Genomic DNA, 16,957 nt, shown 5'->3' with positions numbered 1-16,957 from the left:
CAGGTATAAATATTCCTCTGAGTCATACCGCTCGTCGTGACACCCACTCGTCCGGAGGTCACGCTTCGCAGCGGATACGCGATTCCGTCGGTGCGCGGCGCCCCTCAGCCCGCGACGACCGGCGACGCGACGGTCAGAACTCCTCGTACACCGCCGGGTCCTGGTCCGCGAGCCGGCCGTCCGGGCGGCCCAGCGCGGTGATGGCCTCGATCTCCGCATCGGTGAGCTTGCTGTCGAAGACGTCCAGGTTCTCGATCTGGCGCTGCGGGGAGGCGGCCTTGGGCAGCGGGATCACCTGGCGGGCCACGTGCCAGGCGAGGATGGCCTGCGCCGGGCTGATGCCGTGGGCGGCGGCGATCTCCACGATCGTCGGGTGCCGCTGGAGGTCGTTACCGTGGCCGAGCGGGCTCCAGCCCTGCACGAGGATCCCGTGCTCCCGGTGGTAGTCGATCGCCTCCTGCTGCGGGAAGTACGGGTGCACCTCGATCTGGTTCACCACCGGCGCGACACCGGTCTCGGCCACCAGCCGGTCGATGTGCTCGGGCAGGAAGTTGGACAGGCCGATGTGCCGGACCAGCCCGCGCTCCCGTGCCTCGATCAGCGCCCGCCACGCCTGCACATAAAGGTCGACCTTGGGGTTCGGCCAGTGGATCAGGTAGAGATCGATCCGGTCCAGGCCGGTGCGGTAGACACTCTCCTCGATGGTGGTCAGCGCCTCGTCGAAGCTGTGGTGCCGGCCCGGCAGCTTCGACGTGACGACCAGCTCGCCGCGTACACCGTCCGCAGCACGAGCGGCCCGACCGACCGCGCCCTCGTTCTCGTAGTTGACCGCCGAGTCGATCAGCCGGTAACCCGCCCGGATCGCCTGACCGATCGCGTCGACGCCCGCCGCGCCGCTCAGCCGGTACGTGCCGAGCCCGATCGCCGGCAGGGAGGTGCCGTCGGCGGCCGTCAGGTGGGGAATCGCCATGATCGGGACCCTACCCGTACGAGTGGCGCGTCACCATCGGGTCGGTCAACTGTCGATGACGCGCAGGAAGACCGTGCCGCTGCCGGCGTCGAGATAGACGGTGCCGCCGTACTGTGCCGTCCGCACGTCCGCGGCGAACTTCTCGCTTACCTGCCAGGTGCCACCGGTGGGCAGGAAGGGACGCAGCTCGGCGCTCAACGACGCGTCCCACCCGGGCGGAGCGGGCTGCCACTCGTACGCCTTGATGGTCGCGGCAATGGTGTCGGGTCGCAGCACGACCAGGGCCTCGATGCGCGTGTCGGTCGGACCCGGCACGGTGACGCGGCTGTCAGGCCCGGCCGGTGCCGTTTGCCAATGGACGTCGATGAAGGTGCCGAGGCGTGGAAACCGTTCGGCGATCGGGTCTCTGTCGGTCCGTACCGGTGCCGGGCTGGCACTGGCGGTCCTGTCCGGCGGCCCGTCATCGGGGGCACTGTCGGTGCACCCGGCGGGGGCGATGACGAGCGCCGCCGCCAGGAGCCCGGCGCGTAGGTCAACCATCGGATCGTCCACCCCTCCGGTCCGGGCCGAGAGCCTGCCACTGTGGGCATTCACCGCTGCTGACAACGGGTGACTCGCCGATGGTATAGGCCACGATGCCGCCCATGAGCCTGGGCTCTGCTCCCGTGACCCATGCAGGACCACGCGCTGTGCCTTTCATCAAAGGACGGGATCCTTCATCAGATGAAGCTGCGGGCCAGCCCTGGGCGACCTGCTATTCGGCTACGCCTGGCCGGGTGTCGAGGGCCGCCGGGAGCCCCAGCACTGGCCAGTGCTGGTCCGGACGGAAGTCGGTGTAGGTGCCGTCGAAGGGAAAGTCGCCTGCCGCGATCAGCTTGATGAGCCGCTCTCCCTCGGCGCGGACGGCGTCGGCCGTAGCCCTGTCGAAGTAGAGGGGGTTTCCGATGCGCCCGTCGAACTCGTCGACGTCCTTCCACTCCCACCGCCGGTCTGGGGTCACGACGATGTCGAGGATGAGGTCAGTGGTGTCCACGCCGTTGGGTTGCCGATGACAGGGCGTTTCGAGGTTGACATACCAGCCAGTGAAGGCGCCATCGCGGAAGAACCACCACACCGAGTAGGCGGCCTGCGGCGGCATGAGCACCAGAATGTCGTACGTCTTCCAGGTCAGGACCGTCAGCTTCGGGTCGCGCATCTGATCGACGGTGACCTCGTGTTGAGTACTGCCGTCCGCATCGACAAGCCGGGCGAAGTCACTGCCAGCTGGATGCCAGAGCAGCAGCCCATCCTCGTTGTCGGCGATGACGCGCATCGGCTGCACCCACGTGCACCAACGTCCACGCAAATAGCGACGATTAATGATCTTTCCCGGCTCAAATAGCATCGCAGCAGCGTAACCCGCCTTGATCAGATGCCACCGACCCGAAGGGCCGTTAGCCGCGGGCACAGGCCGAAGCGCGCGGCCACTCCCGGCGCTCCACCTCGTTCGGCCACCGCGGCGAGGACTGCGTCGGAGGAGACCTGCCACCGTGGACTGGAAGGAGCGCGTATGCGTTCGACGCGAATTCATCCTCCATGGGCGGCTGCTGTCGGGGCGCGTCACGCACGGTAGCCAGAGCGGGCTAGCGTCGGCATCCGGATCTGCCGAGATGAGAGCGCTCCAGTGGAAGTGGGCTGCACATCGTCGCTATGGTCGGTGTCGTGGAGGCACTGGGCCGACTTGCCGGAGTCACGGTCGACTGCCGGGATCCGCAGCGATTGGCTGACTTCTGGTCCGTGGTGCTTGGAGGACGCGTGACGGAGTCTCTTCCGGGTTGGCGGCGTGTCACTGTCGCCGGGGGCGGCCCGGTGCTGACATTCCAGCCGGTCCCGGAGCCCAAGGCCGGCAAGACGCGACTACACCTCGACATCGCCGTTACGGACGTTGACGAAGCGGTCGATCGGATCGGGATGTTGGGCGGGCGGTGGACAGGTGAACGGCATGACTACCAGGAGGGCGCAGTCCTCGTCATGACCGACCCGGAGGACAACGAGTTCTGCGTCGTGCAGTACTACCGCGTGTGATCTGGTTAGGCTTTGGACCGAGCATCCGAGACCTGCTGATGGCGTCGTACGCACTGTCGTCGTTGCACACTGATCACAAGCGGCCGCGAGAGTGTGGAGCCGTCGACATACTTTTCTGCCGCTGTCTGCGCGCTGCAGGCTTGTCCGTAGCGCTCGGTAACGCACCGAGGCACCGGCGCGCGCGCTCATGGAGTCAGGTGCGCCGCCCGAAGCCTGAGCGCACGTCAGGATGACGATGTGTGGTCACCGGAGGCGTACTGGTTCGAGTTTCCGCCGGCGTTAGTGACCTGAGGGGACGGTGTCGGCTTGCCGTAGTTCCTACTCAGCGGGCGAGTTGATGCCTCTTGGTGGCAGTTACGAAGGTGGACCAGTTCTCCGAGCTGAAGGCGAGAGCAGGGCCAGTGTGGTCTTTGGAGTCGCGGATGGCGACGAGGCCTGGGACGTTGGTGGCAACCTCGACGCAGTCGCCGCCGTTGTCGCCGCTGCGGGTGCTCTTGCGCCAGATGGCGCCGCTCAGGTCAGTCATGCCGCATCTCCCCAGCGATCCGCTTGATCATGTCAGTCGATTCTGCCTCGCCGAGGGCTAGTGCATCCAGTCCGCGCCAGACACGTTCATAGGCGGCCAACTCGTCAGGCTTGTCGAGGTAGAGCGCCCCGGTCAACGATTCGCTGTAGACCACGGACGGTTCCGGCGCGGCGCGACCGCCCTTGGTCCGTGGAAAATCGAGGATCACAAACGACCCTGCAACCGCGCCGGGCTGCGGCCCCGCCACCAATGGCAACACCCTGACACCGACATTCGGCAGCTCGGAGAGCTTGGTTAGGTGATCGAGCTGTGCGGTCATGACCATCGAGCCCCCGAGGCCCCGGCGAAGCACCGCTTCAGACAGCACGGCCTCCAGCCTGGGGGCAGCCGGCAGCCGCCGAAAGAGCAATGCCTGCCGTTGAAGCCGAACCTGTACCGCTCGTTCGCGATCCTCTTCGCTCAGCACCCCGCCAAGGCGGTAGAGCGCGTGGGCGTACTCCCTGGTCTGCAGGATCCCAGGGATGAGCGACTCGTCGTAACGGCGGAGACGTGAGGCGGCGGATTCCAGGCCGACGTACAGCTCGAACCAGTTCGGCACCGCATCGCCGTAGGCGTGCCACCAGCCCTTCGACTTGGTTTCCACGGCCAGCCCGCGCATCGCCTCGGTCATCTCGGGGGACACCCCGTACAGCTCGCACATCGCCTTGACGTCGAGCACCCGGACCGAGCCCTGGCCGCATTCGAGGCGCCAGATCTTCTGGCGGCTGTATTCGAGGGCTTCGGCTGCGGCGTCGAGCGTCACCCCGGCCTCGTTGCGGAACTGCCGCAGCAGCCGGCCGAGCTGCCGGCGCGGCACTGTCGATCCGATGTCCTCGGGCATCCGCACACTCCCTGGTTCCGTGACGCAACACTGCGTTACGTGCTCCTGCAACTCATAGGGGTTGCAGCAAAGAAAGTCAATGCACAACGGCGAAATTGCGGTTTAGAACGTTGCGTTTCCACTGCGGACTGTCGCAGGCTGATAACAGCGCGGGAGCGGCCGGTAGCCCCAACGGCCGCCGTGTTCCCCGAGCACCCTCGCCCCCGCGTCAGGAAGGCAGGCAGACATGAACGCCAGGAACGAGCGACCAGGGACGGCGAGTGGTGGCGCGACCTATCGCTCTGCCGCGTACACCAGTTTGCTGCCGTGGCAGGTGCGTGAGCGCCGCTTCGCACCGACCGGGCTCCGACGTCGCGGTCTGAACCCCGACGACGTATACGCCTTCCTCGACCGGGTCGCCGTCGACATGGCCGCCGTCTACGCCGCCCTCGCCGAGAGCCGCCGCGAAAACGCGCGGATCAAGGGCGCGCTGCGCCGCCACCAGACCGACCAGGCCCGCGCCTGCAACGAGCGGGACGACAACCAATGAGCCAGCGGTACGTCATCCACCTGCCCGTCGTTGCCACCGATCTGCCCGCCGCGCAACGCCTGGCCCGCGTCATCGGCCGTTGGATGCTCGTGCTGCCGATGGCCGACCCGGGGGAGACCACCGTCTCCGAAGAGGACCAGCAGTGCGTCCGCCACCGGGTCTTCTGCGACCTGCTGATGCCCGGCGGTCGGCGGTGCCTTCTGCGCGACGGCCACGACGGCGAGTGCTCCCGTCGCCTGCGCCGGTGACCGGGTACATCGACCCGCGATCAACTACCCCTCGGGGTGCGTCATCTGGTCGGCCCGGAGCGTGACCATGGCGACCGTGCGGCCGTCGGAGTCGGCGAACTCGACCTCATAGGCCGTCGGGGGGCCGTTGAAGATATGAACCACTGTTCCCACTGCCCCGGCAGGCAGTTGCTCGTCCTCAATGGCTTCTCGGAGCTCAACCACGTCGTACAGCTCGAACATCTCATCCTTCCTTCGGCGGGAACGAGATGGTCACCATCCGGGGTGCAGCCGCCCCGTTCTCCAGTATCCAGGCAGTGCGGACGGTGATCGTGCCGCCGGGCCCGGTGAGGGGGAGGTCGACGGACCACCGCTGGCCGTAATCATCTGCCTTTCCTGGTAGAGGCTTGCCGGCGAGTACGCCCTCGCGGATCTGCTGCATGATCACGCCGGCGTCCTCCGGCCCGAGGCCGGTGGCGGAGTTGATCACGCGGTACTTGTTCCTGCCGACAGGGTGGTCGGGGTTCATGGCGTAGACGGTGATTTTCCGCGAGTCGATCTCGGCTTTGGTGAGGTCCGGTCCGCCGGGGTCGCCCGGAATCTTTGTCGGTTCGGGAGCGTCGGGTCGCTGCGGGCCGGGTGACTGATTCTGGAGTCGGCCGAGGGCCTGCTTGAGCTTCTCGACCAAGTCGCCGATTCGGCGCATCTCCGGGATCAGCCGTCGCAGGCTGACCAGCAGCCCGCGGAGCAGTCGTGCGATCCGTGCCCCCCAGGACGCGACAGTCGTCGTGACCTGCTCTACGACCAGTGGTGTGGCCAGTCCGCCGGTGACGACGAGTTCGCCCGCGTACACGATGAGGCGGGAGACGCAGGTGGCGATGGCGTCGCGGACGAGGAGCCGGACGGCGGCGACGAGGCCGGCGGTGCCTTCGGTGATCGCGGCCATGGTGTCGGCGCCCTGGGCGAGGCCGGTGATCGCCTGCTGTTGTTCGGCGGCCCAGGTGCGATAGGCGGAGCCGGCGCTGCCGCCCCAGCCGGCGACGTCGTTGCCGACAGCGCGGGTCAGCTCGGCTGCCTCCTCACGGAGCGAGGTAGCGACGTTGCGCCAGGTCTGGGCGTGGGCGGTGATCTGCGCCGGGTCGCCGGCGAGCCAGTCCAGCGCCTCGCTGAGCGGCTTGACGTGCTCGATGAGCCAGGCGATCCCGTACTGGAGCAGCGCGCCGACCGGGTCGGAGACGAAGGCGAGGGCGTCGAGGCCGGCACTCACCACACCGAGGCTGCCGTCGATCCAGCTGCCGTCGCGGACGCCCTGGGCGATGAGCTCGATGTCCTCGCAGATCCATACACCGGCCCAGGGGCTGGGTGGAGTGTCCGCTGCGGCGGCGACGAGCGGGTTGGCCGTCACCGCTGCTGCCGCACCCCGTCGAGCAGTTGCGTGGCGTGGACGGTGAGGTCAACCGCGCACATGCCCACCCTCCCCAGGGGTCACCGCCAGCCGCCGCCAGCGAGATCACCGGTACGCTACCAAGCAGTGGCGCTGCGTGCATGCCCTGATCGTGGGGCCGCCCGCGAGAGGCGCTCGCCTCGTGCCCAAATCCGCGCCGATGACGATCACGTCGAGGAAGATGTCCCGGTGACGAGCGACAACCCGCACCGGGGATGGTCCACGCGAACGGCCTGGTCCGGCCGGTTCAACGCGCCGCTGCGCGCGTTCCTGCAGACCGAGACCGGTGGCGCGCGGGTGGTGCTGGTCGCCGCGGTGGTGGCCCTCCTCTGGGCCAACCTGAGCCCGTCGTCGTACGAGTCGGTCTGGGGTACGTCGTTCGCGGTTCAGCTTGGCGACTGGCACCTGACAGACGACCTGCGGACCTGGGTCAACAGCGGCCTCATGACGTTCTTCTTCCTGGTCGCGGGGCTGGAGTTGCGCCGTGAGTTCGACATCGGCGAGCTGCGGGAGCGGCGTCGGCTGGCGTTGCCGATGCTGGCCGGGTTCGGCGGCATGCTCGTACCGATCGCGATCTATCTCGTGTTCAACGCCGGGCGCACGACGGCCGTGGGCTGGGGTGCGGTGATGGCCACGGACACGGCGCTGGCGCTCGGTGCGCTGGCCGTCTTCGGGCCGCGGTTCTCGGATCGGCTGCGGGGTTTCCTGCTGACCGTCTCCGTCGTCGACGATGTGGTGGCGATCGTGGTGTTGGCAATCGCCTACCCGCATCATCCGTCGCCGGCCGCGCTGCTCGTCGCGGCGGGGATCTTCGCCGTCGTCCTGCTCGTCCGGGCGTGGGGTGTGCGGTTCGGGCCGGTCTACGCGCTGCTGGGCGTGGCGGCGTGGGTCGCGGTCTCCGAGTCCGGTGTCGACCCGGTCGTGGTGGGCCTGGTGATGGGCTTGCTGACGTACGCCTACGCGCCCGGTCGCACCGAGTTGCAGCGGGCGAGCGACCAGTTCCGCCTCTTCCGGGAGCAGCCCACCCCGCAGCTCGCCAGGATGGCCCAGGCCGGACTCAATTCGGCGCTCTCACCGAACGAACGGTTGCAGACCCTCTACCACCCCTGGGCGAGCTACGTTGTCGTGCCGCTCTTCGCAGTGGCGAACGCGGGGGTCGTGCTCGACGGTGACCTGCTGGCCAGGGCCGTGACCTCCCCGGTCACGCTCGGCGTCGTGGTGGCGTACGTCGTCGGCAAGCCGGCCGGGATCGTGGTCACCTCGTGGCTTGTGGCGCGGCTCAGTGGCAACCGGTTCCGTCCACCGGTGGGCTGGCTCGCCGTTGCCGGGGTGGGCACGGTCTCCGGCATCGGATTCACCGTCGCGCTCCTGATCGCCACCCACGCCCTGAGCGGCCCCGCCCTGGACGAGGCGAAGCTCGGCATTCTGGTCGCGACGGTGGGCGCGTCCCTCGTCACCTGGCTGGTGTTCCGCGCTGTCGCCCGGCTCTCGCCGGCGCGGCGTGCGCGCGCCCTGCTGGGCGTCACCGAGGGAATCGTCGACCTGAAGCTGCCTGTCGATCCGGAGCGCGACCACCTGCGCGGGTCGCTCGACGCGCCGGTGACGGTCGTGGAGTACGGCGACTTCGAGTGCCCCTACTGCGGACAGGCCGAGCCGGTGGTCCGGGAACTGCTCGCCGACTTCGCGAACATCCGGTACGTCTGGCGGCATCTGCCACTCACCGACGTCCACCCGCACGCCCAACTCGCCGCCGAGGCCGCCGAGGCGGCCGGCGAGCAGGGCGCGTTCTGGGAGATGCACGACCTGCTGCTCACGCACCAGGACGCACTGGATCCCCCGGACGTGCTCGGCTACGCCGACCAGCTCGGCCTTGACCTCGACGGATTCCGGGAGCACCTGGCGAAACGGATGGGCGTCGATCGGATCGCCGAGGACGTCGACTCCGCCGACCTCAGCGGCGTCACCGGCACCCCGACGTTCTTCATCAACGGCCGGCGTCACCACGGCGCGTACGACATCGCCGCGCTGTCGGCGGCGGTGAAGGGGGCGTTCGCGAGCGCCAAGCTCCGCCCCGAGTACCACAGTCGCGATCCCGGGCCGACGAGCTGACCGCCCGGGTCCTCAGGTGGCGGGGAGAGTGGCGAGCCGGCTGGCGCGGCGGCCGGCGACGGCCACGACGACGGCCAGGGCCAGGGCGATCAGGAAGAAGACGTCCGCGCCGGTGAAGGCCGCGTGGAAGCCGGCGGTCGGGTCGGTCGGGGTGCTGGCGCGGGCGTACGCGATGGTCAGGATCGCGATGCCGAGCGAGCCACCGAGCTGGTGGGCGACGTTGACGAGGCCCGACGCGGCGCCGGCGTCCTGCGGTTCGACGGCGGCCACGCCGCCCTGGGTCATCAGGATGATGGCGATGCCCTGACCGATGCCGATCACCAGCAGCGGCAGCAGCACGTCCGGGAAGTAGCTGGACCCGGTCGAGATCCGGGACAGCCACGCCATGCCGACAAGCGCGATGACGAGGGACGCCACCAGCAGCGCGGGGCGGCCGAGGCGGTCCTGCAACGGCCGGATGGCGTACACCATGGCGAAGAACATGCCGGTGATCGGCACGTACGCGAAGCCGGTCTCCAGGGCGCTGAGGTGCAGCACCTCCTGGAGGTACTGGCTGAGGAAGTAGAAGGTGGAGAAGGTCGCGCCGACGATGAGGATCCTCCCGGCGTACGACCCGGAGCGCTCGACGCTGCGGAAGAGCCGCAACGGGGTGATGGGCTGGGGTGCCCGCTGCTCGATCAGCACGAAAGCGACCAGGAGGACGACACCGAGGCCCAGCGAGATCACGGTGCTCGGGGCGCTCCAACCGGCCGCGGCGGCCTGGATGAAGCCGTACACCAGGGCGGTCATGCCAATGGTGGAGGTCAGTGCGCCACCGAGGTCGAAGGTGCCGGAGCGGCGTTCGGTCTCGGCCAGGAACCGTGGCGCGAGCAGCGCGATGGCGATGCCGATCGGGACGTTGACGAGCATTCCCCAGCGCCAGGAGAGCAGGTCGGTGAAGACGCCGCCGATCACGATGCCGACGCTGCCGCCCGCACCGATGACCGCGCTGTAGAGGGCGATCACCCTGGCGCGGGCGCCCGGCTGCGGATAGTCGGCGACCAGCAGCGCGAGCGTGGAGGGCACGGCGAGCGCGGCGGCGAGGCCCTGCACGGTGCGGGCGATGATCAGCCAACTGCCACTCTGCGCCAGGCCGGCGGCGAGCGACGCGGCGGTGAACATCGCGATGCCGGCCAGGAACACGCGTCGGCGGCCCAGCAGGTCACCGGCGCGGGCGCCGAGCAGGAGGAGGCCGCCGAAGGCGAGGACGTAGGCGTTCTGGACCCAGGAGAGCCCGGACTGGGTGAAACCGAACTGCCGTTGCACGTGCGGCAACGCCGTCGTGATGATCGAGGTGTCCAGGGTCATCATCAGCTGCGAGCCGAGGATGAGCGCCAGGGCGATCCCGCGTCGGGGGGCGGGAGTCGGGGACATGGGTGGCCTTCTTCCGAGCTAGACTGATAGGGAACCTCCAGATAAATGGAGGCGCACTATCACTCTAGTGATAGGTGGCCTCCACTTGTTAACCCGGGGAGACATCGGCACCGTGACGGCCCTCACTCACCTACGCGCCGCCCGTCCGCACCGGGCGGACGCGGCACGCAACTACGACGCGATCCTCACGGCGGCCCGCACCTCCTTCGCCGAGCAGGGCGCGGAGGCGCCGCTCGAAGAGATCGCCCGCCGTGCCGGTGTGGGCATCGCGACGCTCTACCGCAACTTCCCGACCCGGGAGGTGCTGATCGAGAACGTCTACATCAGCGAGGTCGAGGCGGTGTGCGAGGCCGCCGAGGAGGCCGGGGATCAGGCACCCCGCGACGGCCTGTACGCGTGGCTGCGGCGCTTCGTGGAGTACATCGGGGCGAAGCAGCCCCTGGCCGCCGGTCTCAACCGGGAGTCCGCCGCGTACGACGAATGTCGACGGGCCCTCTACGCGGCCGGCGAGCCGCTGCTGGATCGAGCCCAGCGGGCGCGCGAGGTCCGCGACGACGTGACGATCGACGACGTGATGCGGCTCGCCAGCGCCATCGCGTCCGGGCACTTCCCCCGAGCCGAGCAACGCGACCACGTGTTGACTGTCGCGCTGGACGGCGTGCGGACGCGGCCGGGGGAGTAGCGGGCCACGCGACCGGTCCCGGATGACCTTGCGACCGCCTCCGTGGACGACCTAGGCTCCCCGAGCCGGTCACGGGGCGGCCGTCCGTCCGGCCAGCACCGAGCCGAACGGAGGGGTGTTGTCATGACGTTCACGACCCGACCGACGTTGCAGGGCACCTTCGGCATGGTGTCGTCGACGCACTGGCTCGCCAGCCAGTCCGCGATGGGGACCCTCGAACGCGGCGGTAACGCCTTCGACGCCGCGGTCACCGCAGGCTTCGTCCTGCACGTCGTCGAGCCGCACCTCAACGGCCCGGGGGGCGAGGTGCCGGCCATCGTGGCGACCGCTGCGGACCCCCGCCCGAAGGTGCTGTGCGGGCAGGGCCCGGCACCGGCCGGCGCGACGATCGCCCACTTCCGGTCCCTCGGCATGGATCTCATTCCCGGCGCCGGCCCGCTCGCGGCGGCCGTGCCCGGCGCGGTCGACGCGTGGCTCCTGCTGCTGCGCGAGCACGGCACGATGTCCCTCGCCGACGTCCTCGAACCGGCGATCGGCTACGCCGCCGCCGGCCATCCCCTGGTGGGCAGCGTGGGTGCGACAGTGGCGGCCGTCCAGTCGCTGTTCGAGGAGCACTGGCCCACGTCCGCCCAGCTCTGGCTGCGCGACGGCCGGCCACCGGCCGCGGGGGAGAGGTTCACCAACCCGGCGTACGCGCGCACCCTGCGCCGACTCGTCGAGGCCGGAGAGGCGGCCGGCACCGACCGGGAGGCGCAGATCGAGGCAGCTCGCCGAGCCTGGGGTACGGGTTTCGTGGCCGAGGCGATCGACGAGTTCAGCCGGCAGCCGTTCCGCGACTCCAGTGGCCGCGCACACGCGGGGCTGGTCACCGGCGACGACCTGGCCGCGTACTCGGCGAGCTGGGAGGCCCCGGCCACAATCGACTGGCACGGCTACTCGGTGGCGAAGACCGGGTTCTGGGGCCAGGGCCCGGTGCTGCTGGAGACGCTGGCCGCCCTCGACGCGCTCGACGATCCCGGCGCGTACGAGACGGCGACCGCCGCCGGCATCCACGCCCAGGTCGAGGCGCTCAAGCTGGCCTTCGGCGATCGCGAGGCGTGGTACGGCGACAGCGCCCACGTGCCCGCCGAGGCGCTGCTCTCCTCGGCGTACGCGCGGGAGCGGGCGGCCCTGATCGGTGACCGCGCGTCGACCGAGCTGCGGCCGGGGCGCCCCGACGGCACGCCGCCGCGTCTGCCGGCGCACGTCCGATCCGGCGCCGGTCACCGGGGCGATCCGGCGGACCCCACGACGGGCGAGCCGACGGTACGGTCCGACGGGGTGACCCGGGGCGACACCTGCCACGTGGACGTCGTCGACAGGTGGGGCAACATGATCTCGGCGACGCCCAGTGGGGGCTGGTTGCAGAGTTCGCCCACGATCCCGCAGCTCGGGTTTCCGTTGGGCAGTCGACTCCAGATGTTCTGGTTGGAGGAGGGCCTCGCCTCGTCGCTCGCCCCGGGGCGTCGACCGCGCACCACGTTGAGCCCCACGATGGTGCACCGCGACGGGGAGCCGATCCTGGCGTGCGGCACACCCGGCGGCGACCAGCAGGACCAGTGGCAGGTGCCGTTCCTGCTGCGCCACCTCGTCGGGGGCCAGCACCTGCAGGAGGCCATCGACGCGCCCGCGTGGCACAGCGTGAGCCTGCCGGCGTCGTTCTACCCCCGCGACTTCGAGCCCGGCGTCCTGCTGGTGGAGGACCGGCTCGACGCCGACGTGGTGGCGGCCCTGCGGGCGTACGGGCACGAGGTGCGGCTCGCCGACGCGTGGAGTCTGGGCCGGCTCTGCGCCGTGACCCGGGACCCGGCCACGGGCGTGCTCGCCGCCGGGGCGAACCCGAGGGGCATGCAGGGCTACGCCTGCGGCCGGTAGCGGCGGGGGTCAGGCGCCGCGTGCGAACAGCGCGAGGCGTACGCGGTTGGGGCTGTCGGTCTTGGTCATGAGGCTCGTGATGTGGGTCTTGACGGTGGTGACACCGATGTGGAGCCGTTCGGCGATCTCGGTGTTGGACAGGCCCTCGGCGACAAGTGTCAGCACGTCCCGCTCGCGGGCGGTCAGCCCCTGCACCTGTCGGGGCGGCTCGGCACGGGCGCGCACCGCGCGCTGCACGAGGCGGTGCAGCACCTCGGGGCTGAACGGGCTGTCGCCCGCGGCGGCCCGGCGGATGCCGTCCAGCAACTCGGTCGGGGGCGCGTCCTTGAGCAGGAAACCGCACGCGCCGGCGCTCAGCGCGGGATAGAGGTGGTCGTCGTCGCCGAACGTGGTCAGCACCAGCACCCGCGTGGCGGGACGCTCGGCGAGGATCCGCCCGGTCGCGGTGATCCCGTCGACGCCGGGCATGCGCAGGTCCATGACGACGACGTCGGGAAGAAGCCGCGCGGCGAGGATGACCGCCTCGCGGCCGTTGTCGGCCTCACCGACGACCTCGATGTCGGGCTGCGCCTCGCACAGCATCCGCAGGCCCGCGCGAATCAGATGCTGGTCGTCGACAAGCAGGACGCGGATCACGCCGGCTCCGGGGTCGGTGACCCGGCCGGGGCCTCGCGGGCTCGGGGCGCCGATCCGACAGGCGTCGCGGCGGCGGTCTCGGGGAGCGTGTTCGGCAGGACCGTCCGTACCCGCCAGCCCGTGCCGGTCGGGCCCGCCTCCAGCCGGCCGCCGAGGACCTCGACGCGTTCCCGCATCCCGGTGATGCCGTGACCGCCGCCGGCCGGCACCGCAGTCGTCGGTGCGCTGTCGACGCCGCCCCCGTCGTCGGTGACCTCCCAGTGCACGGCCGCGTCGTGCACGGCGACCGTCAGGTGCGCCCGCGCGGACGGCCCGGCGTGCCGCGCCACGTTGGTGAGCGCCTCCTGGGTCAGCCGCAGCACCGCCAGACCACGTACGGCGTCGAGCGAGCCGATCGCCGCGTCGATGTCGGCCTCCACGGTGATGCCGGCCTGGCGGGCCCGGTCGACGGCGGCGCCGAGCGCCGAGGGGAGCGCCGAGGGCTCGATCGCGGTCAGCGCCGCGTCGCCGCGTACCCCGTCGGGGTTGCGCAGCACCGCGACCAGCCGGCGCAGCTCCGCGAGGGCCGCGGTGCCCGTGCCGTGCACGTCGTCGAACACCTCGTCCACCCGGGGGTCCAGGTCGGTGAGGACGTGCCGGGCCACACCGACCCGCAGCACCATCGAGGCCACGTGGTGGGCGACGACGTCGTGCAGCTCGCGGGCGATGGCGCTGCGCTCGTCGGCGCGCGCGGCGCGGCTCTCCGACTCGCGGCGCCGCTGCTCCGCCAGCGCCCGCTCCACAACCTGCCGGCCCAGCTCCCGGTTGCCCCGGATGACCAGGCCGAGCAGCACCGGGACGCCGACCTCCAGGCCCAGCCCGACGACGCCGGAGGCGGCCTGGCGCAGCGGGTCGCCGATGGAGTCGGCCAGGTCGACGACGGCCAGCAGCCCGGCGGCCAGCGAGATGGTGCGGGCGCGACCCGCGAGCATGGTGACCTCGAGCAGAGCCCAGCTCGCCCCCACCTGGTTGATGGTGAGGTCGTCGATGAGGCAGATCGCGACGGCCAGCAGCGCCGTCTGGAGGACCAGGTTGGCCACCGGCCGGCGATACGTCACGAGCGCGCCGGCGAACGCGGCCACCGCGAGGATCCACTGTGTCACGGTCGGCGTGACCTGGGGGTGGGGAACGACGAGCAGGTAACACAACCCGCTGAGGTCGAGCAGCGCCATCCGCACGCGCGCGTCCCGCGTGTCGAACAGTCGTCCCAGCCACCCCACGGTCGTCAGCCTAGGTGCTCGCGGTCGGTGGCAGCGACCGCCGGCCGCCGCCACCGGGTGCGTACGGCCAGGTAGGCGGCCAGTCCGAGCGGTCCGAGCAGGATGGTCAGCACCAGCACCGGAGCCATGACCAGCGCCGGTACCCCCCGTTCCCGGCTGTCCAGCCACGCCCAGCGGCCCACGAACAGATCGAACGCGACCATGTGCGCCCACCCTGCCGCGGCGCCGTCCGGCGTGCCGAGCAGCTCGCGCACCCCGTCCAGGGTCGGCGACGTCACGGCCGGCAGCACCGTACCGAACGCCGGGATCACCAACAGCGCGTAGATCACCACGACCGGCAGCACGATCAGCGGCGAGCCGATGATCCGGGCGGTCCACGACCAGCGCGGCACCAGGATCATCAGCGCCCAGGACGGCGCGGCCACCGCGAACGTCAGGGAGAACAGCGTCGCGGTCACGCCGCGAGCGCCAGTTCCGGGCGACGTCGGCGGGCCAGGACCAGACCACTGGCGGTCGCCGTCGCGACCACCAGGGCCGCGACGACGCCCAGGGTGAGGGCGTCCGGGCGCAGCAGCGGCTGCCCGCGCAGGGCCTGCCACGTCAACACCATCGTGAGTACGCCGTACGCGCCGCCCGCGATGACCAGCAGCCGGATGCGGGTGCGCGCGTCGAGCCGGGTCGCGAACCGGGTCAGCAGGATCGCCAGGATCGGCAGGGCCTGTAGCGCGTGCAGCCCCACGAAGTGCCCGATCCGCAGGTCGCCACCGGTGGTGCTCCAGCCGACAACTGGCAGTCCGGGCCCGCCGTCGGCCACGCCCACGCTGTGCGCCCCGGAGATGCCCTCGATGCCCGGGTCCTGCATCGGCAGCGCCATCGGCACCGCCGCGAGCATCCCCAGCAGGGACAGGCCGAGCCCCCACCCGACGGCGGTCGCGGCGACCCGGTCGGGAATCCGCCGGATCAGCACGACGATGCCGATGACGAGGTGCGCGACGAACAGCACCGTGATCGCCGCGCCCATCACCGCGAACAGCGCGGTGTTCAGCGGGGTGCTGGAGTTGAAGTGGCTGGTCTGCCCGCGCAGCACCTGACCGACGAGCCAGATGTTCTCCAGGACCGCCACCGCGACGATGACCAGGACGGCTCGTTCGGCGATCCGACTACGCCGGGGCAGCAGGGAGAGCATCCAGGCGAGCGTAGCGCCGTACAACACGAAGGACACCGCGAACTTGAACGGCTTGAGCCAGATCGGCGCCCCGGTGAGGACGCGTGGGTCGACGACGATGCCGACCGCGGCGACGACGGCGAGCGCCGCCATCGCGCCGACGAGGAGCATGAGGGGGCGGTTCCACTGTGTCGCCCGACGCAGAACGGTAGTCATGTCTGTAGATGCTCGTGGCCGTGACCGCCTGTCGCGTCCGACCGCCGGCCCCGGTTGCGGCCCCTGGTCGGAGTGCGCCTCCTCCCTGGGTAGGAGGCCGGGTCCGGCGCGGCCCACCGCGACTGCTGGCACAATGACCGGCCTGCCGAGCGGACCGGGAGTGACCATGACGACCAGTGCGGACCGTGTGCGGCCGAACGAGACCACAGTGCCGCTGCTGCCCTGCCCGGCGCCGGAGGAGACCCTGGCCTTCTGGCGTGCGTTGGGCTTCGAGGTGCCCCACGAGCAGTTGCGGCCGTACGTGTACCTGGTCGTGCAGTTCAGCGGGTTCGCGCTGCACTACGGGCCCGCGCCGCAGGGCCTCGACCCGGCGAAGGAACAGACCGGCGGCTGCCTGGTGATGGTCGACGCCGTAGCGCCGTACCACGCCGCCTTCGCCGAGGCGATGCGCCGTGCCCACGGCAAGGTGCTGGTCAAGGGCCTGCCCCGGCTCACCCGCTATCGTGCCGGGGCGTCCCGGTTCAGCGTCGTCGACCCGTCGGGCAACACCATCATCTTCATCCAGCGCGACGAGCCGGAGGATCTGGAGTACGGCGGCTCGACGGAGCTTGAGGGGTTGGCCCGGGTGCTCGACAACGCGCGGATCCTGCGCGAGTTCAAGATGGACGACCGGGCCGCCTACCGGGCGCTCGACTCGGGGATGCGCCGTCGCGCCGAGGACGCCCCGGCGGTCGAGCAGGCGACGGCGCTGGCCGGCCTGATCGAGCTGTCGATCGCGCTGGGGAAGTCCGATCGGGTGCCCGAGTGGGGCGCCCGGCTGCGCGCGCTGACGTTGACCGAGGAGGAGCGTACGCAGGCGCGGGCCTATGTCGCGGACCCGGTGGTCCTCGAACCGTGGTGGTCCGAGTGACCGCCGAGGCCGG

General features: G+C 70.6%; 18 protein-coding genes and 1 pseudogene. 7 read left to right on the top strand and 12 right to left on the bottom strand.

What is annotated here, in order from left to right; translation table 11 throughout:
* Positions 1-133 precede the first annotated feature (133 nt).
* From AB0K10_RS11025 to AB0K10_RS11015, 3 genes are all read right to left on the bottom strand, one after another.
* Positions 134-970 (bottom strand): aldo/keto reductase, encoded by an 837-nt coding sequence (locus AB0K10_RS11025; protein WP_363682179.1) that lies wholly within the window; start codon positions 968-970, stop codon positions 134-136.
* 45 nt (positions 971-1,015) lie between these two features.
* Positions 1,016-1,510: a hypothetical protein gene (locus tag AB0K10_RS11020; RefSeq protein WP_363682177.1), complete on the bottom strand. Its 495-nt coding sequence runs from the start codon at positions 1,508-1,510 to the stop codon at positions 1,016-1,018.
* 214 nt (positions 1,511-1,724) lie between these two features.
* Positions 1,725-2,354, bottom strand: coding sequence for a DUF402 domain-containing protein (locus AB0K10_RS11015; protein WP_363682175.1), 630 nt, complete (start codon positions 2,352-2,354; stop codon positions 1,725-1,727).
* A 317-nt stretch (positions 2,355-2,671) separates the two neighbouring features.
* Between AB0K10_RS11015 and AB0K10_RS11010 the strand changes: the two genes are divergently transcribed.
* Positions 2,672-3,034 carry a VOC family protein gene (locus AB0K10_RS11010; RefSeq protein WP_363682173.1) on the top strand — a complete coding sequence of 121 codons (363 nt, stop codon included), beginning with the start codon at positions 2,672-2,674 and terminating at the stop codon, positions 3,032-3,034.
* A 322-nt stretch (positions 3,035-3,356) separates the two neighbouring features.
* On the opposite strand, the gene AB0K10_RS11005 is transcribed toward AB0K10_RS11010, so the two are convergent.
* A complete protein-coding gene (locus AB0K10_RS11005) occupies positions 3,357-3,560 on the bottom strand; it encodes a DUF397 domain-containing protein (RefSeq protein ID WP_363682171.1) in 204 nt (67 codons plus the stop codon).
* On the bottom strand, positions 3,553-4,440 hold the full coding sequence (locus AB0K10_RS11000) for a helix-turn-helix transcriptional regulator (RefSeq protein WP_363682169.1): 888 nt from the start codon (positions 4,438-4,440) through the stop codon (positions 3,553-3,555). Before AB0K10_RS11000 ends, AB0K10_RS11005 begins: the two co-directional genes overlap by 8 nt.
* 226 nt (positions 4,441-4,666) lie before the next feature.
* Between AB0K10_RS11000 and AB0K10_RS10995 the strand changes: the two genes are divergently transcribed.
* Together AB0K10_RS10995 and AB0K10_RS10990 are read left to right on the top strand one after the other, a co-directional pair.
* Positions 4,667-4,969: a DivIVA domain-containing protein gene (locus AB0K10_RS10995; RefSeq protein ID WP_363682167.1), complete on the top strand. Its 303-nt coding sequence runs from the start codon at positions 4,667-4,669 to the stop codon at positions 4,967-4,969.
* On the top strand, positions 4,966-5,217 hold the full coding sequence (locus AB0K10_RS10990; RefSeq protein WP_363682165.1) for a hypothetical protein: 252 nt from the start codon (positions 4,966-4,968) through the stop codon (positions 5,215-5,217). Before AB0K10_RS10995 ends, AB0K10_RS10990 begins: the two co-directional genes overlap by 4 nt.
* A gap of 24 nt (positions 5,218-5,241) precedes the next feature.
* Here the strand turns inward: AB0K10_RS10990 and AB0K10_RS10985 are convergent, their stop codons facing one another.
* Together AB0K10_RS10985 and AB0K10_RS10980 are read right to left on the bottom strand one after the other, a co-directional pair.
* Positions 5,242-5,439, bottom strand: a complete 198-nt coding sequence (locus AB0K10_RS10985) for a DUF4926 domain-containing protein (RefSeq protein ID WP_363682163.1) — start codon at positions 5,437-5,439, stop codon at positions 5,242-5,244.
* Position 5,440: 1 nt separating this feature from the next.
* Positions 5,441-6,601, bottom strand: a complete 1,161-nt coding sequence (locus AB0K10_RS10980; RefSeq protein WP_363682161.1) for a WXG100 family type VII secretion target — start codon at positions 6,599-6,601, stop codon at positions 5,441-5,443.
* A gap of 228 nt (positions 6,602-6,829) precedes the next feature.
* Here AB0K10_RS10980 and nhaA point away from each other — a divergent pair.
* Positions 6,830-8,716 (top strand): annotated as a pseudogene (gene nhaA, locus AB0K10_RS10975) (Na+/H+ antiporter NhaA); the annotation flags it as partial.
* A gap of 45 nt (positions 8,717-8,761) precedes the next feature.
* Here the strand turns inward: nhaA and AB0K10_RS10970 are convergent.
* Positions 8,762-10,162 (bottom strand): MFS transporter, encoded by a 1,401-nt coding sequence (locus AB0K10_RS10970; protein ID WP_363682159.1) that lies wholly within the window; start codon positions 10,160-10,162, stop codon positions 8,762-8,764.
* A 112-nt stretch (positions 10,163-10,274) separates the two neighbouring features.
* On the opposite strand from AB0K10_RS10970, the gene AB0K10_RS10965 reads away from it, so the two are divergent.
* Together AB0K10_RS10965 and AB0K10_RS10960 are read left to right on the top strand one after the other, a co-directional pair.
* Positions 10,275-10,844, top strand: a complete 570-nt coding sequence (locus AB0K10_RS10965; RefSeq protein WP_363682157.1) for a helix-turn-helix domain-containing protein — start codon at positions 10,275-10,277, stop codon at positions 10,842-10,844.
* 123 nt (positions 10,845-10,967) lie between these two features.
* On the top strand, positions 10,968-12,758 hold the full coding sequence (locus AB0K10_RS10960) for a gamma-glutamyltransferase family protein (protein WP_363682155.1): 1,791 nt from the start codon (positions 10,968-10,970) through the stop codon (positions 12,756-12,758).
* 9 nt (positions 12,759-12,767) lie between these two features.
* On the opposite strand, the gene AB0K10_RS10955 is transcribed toward AB0K10_RS10960, so the two are convergent.
* From AB0K10_RS10955 to AB0K10_RS10940, 4 genes are read right to left on the bottom strand one after another with little or no spacing between them, the layout of a single operon-like run.
* A complete protein-coding gene (locus AB0K10_RS10955) occupies positions 12,768-13,394 on the bottom strand; it encodes a response regulator transcription factor (protein WP_363682153.1) in 627 nt (208 codons plus the stop codon).
* The gene (locus AB0K10_RS10950) at positions 13,391-14,653 is read right to left on the bottom strand and encodes a histidine kinase (protein ID WP_363682151.1); all 1,263 of its coding nucleotides are present in this window, start codon (positions 14,651-14,653) and stop codon (positions 13,391-13,393) included. Before AB0K10_RS10950 ends, AB0K10_RS10955 begins: the two co-directional genes overlap by 4 nt.
* A 5-nt stretch (positions 14,654-14,658) precedes the next feature.
* On the bottom strand, positions 14,659-15,111 hold the full coding sequence (locus AB0K10_RS10945) for an ABA4-like family protein (RefSeq protein WP_363682149.1): 453 nt from the start codon (positions 15,109-15,111) through the stop codon (positions 14,659-14,661).
* The gene (locus tag AB0K10_RS10940) at positions 15,108-16,034 is read right to left on the bottom strand and encodes a hypothetical protein (RefSeq protein ID WP_363682147.1); all 927 of its coding nucleotides are present in this window, start codon (positions 16,032-16,034) and stop codon (positions 15,108-15,110) included. Before AB0K10_RS10940 ends, AB0K10_RS10945 begins: the two co-directional genes overlap by 4 nt.
* Positions 16,035-16,200: 166 nt before the next feature.
* Here AB0K10_RS10940 and AB0K10_RS10935 point away from each other — a divergent pair, with 166 nt between their 5' ends.
* Complete coding sequence (locus AB0K10_RS10935) at positions 16,201-16,944, top strand: glyoxalase (RefSeq protein ID WP_363682145.1); 744 nt, start codon at positions 16,201-16,203, stop codon at positions 16,942-16,944.
* Positions 16,945-16,957: the final 13 nt, after the last annotated feature.

It is taken from the genome of Micromonospora sp. NPDC049274 (genome assembly GCF_040678875.1).
Classification (GTDB): Bacteria; Actinomycetota; Actinomycetes; order Mycobacteriales; family Micromonosporaceae; genus Micromonospora.
This window is presented reverse-complemented; position numbering and strand designations above follow the sequence as displayed.

What these genes read in the sequence shown, in the direction of transcription:
- AB0K10_RS10940 (WP_363682147.1), bottom strand. Translation starts at nt 16,034, where the DNA reads ATGACTACCGTTCTGCGTCGGGCGACACAGTGGAACCGCCCCCTCATG.
- AB0K10_RS10985 (WP_363682163.1), bottom strand. Translation starts at nt 5,439, where the DNA reads ATGTTCGAGCTGTACGACGTGGTTGAGCTCCGAGAAGCCATTGAGGAC.
- AB0K10_RS11025 (WP_363682179.1), bottom strand. Translation starts at nt 970, where the DNA reads ATGGCGATTCCCCACCTGACGGCCGCCGACGGCACCTCCCTGCCGGCG.
- AB0K10_RS10960 (WP_363682155.1), top strand. Translation starts at nt 10,968, where the DNA reads ATGACGTTCACGACCCGACCGACGTTGCAGGGCACCTTCGGCATGGTG.
- AB0K10_RS10990 (WP_363682165.1), top strand. Translation starts at nt 4,966, where the DNA reads ATGAGCCAGCGGTACGTCATCCACCTGCCCGTCGTTGCCACCGATCTG.
- AB0K10_RS10970 (WP_363682159.1), bottom strand. Translation starts at nt 10,162, where the DNA reads ATGTCCCCGACTCCCGCCCCCCGACGCGGGATCGCCCTGGCGCTCATC.
- AB0K10_RS10935 (WP_363682145.1), top strand. Translation starts at nt 16,201, where the DNA reads ATGACGACCAGTGCGGACCGTGTGCGGCCGAACGAGACCACAGTGCCG.
- AB0K10_RS11015 (WP_363682175.1), bottom strand. Translation starts at nt 2,354, where the DNA reads ATGCTATTTGAGCCGGGAAAGATCATTAATCGTCGCTATTTGCGTGGA.
- AB0K10_RS11005 (WP_363682171.1), bottom strand. Translation starts at nt 3,560, where the DNA reads ATGACTGACCTGAGCGGCGCCATCTGGCGCAAGAGCACCCGCAGCGGC.
- AB0K10_RS10995 (WP_363682167.1), top strand. Translation starts at nt 4,667, where the DNA reads ATGAACGCCAGGAACGAGCGACCAGGGACGGCGAGTGGTGGCGCGACC.
- AB0K10_RS11000 (WP_363682169.1), bottom strand. Translation starts at nt 4,440, where the DNA reads ATGCCCGAGGACATCGGATCGACAGTGCCGCGCCGGCAGCTCGGCCGG.
- AB0K10_RS11020 (WP_363682177.1), bottom strand. Translation starts at nt 1,510, where the DNA reads ATGGTTGACCTACGCGCCGGGCTCCTGGCGGCGGCGCTCGTCATCGCC.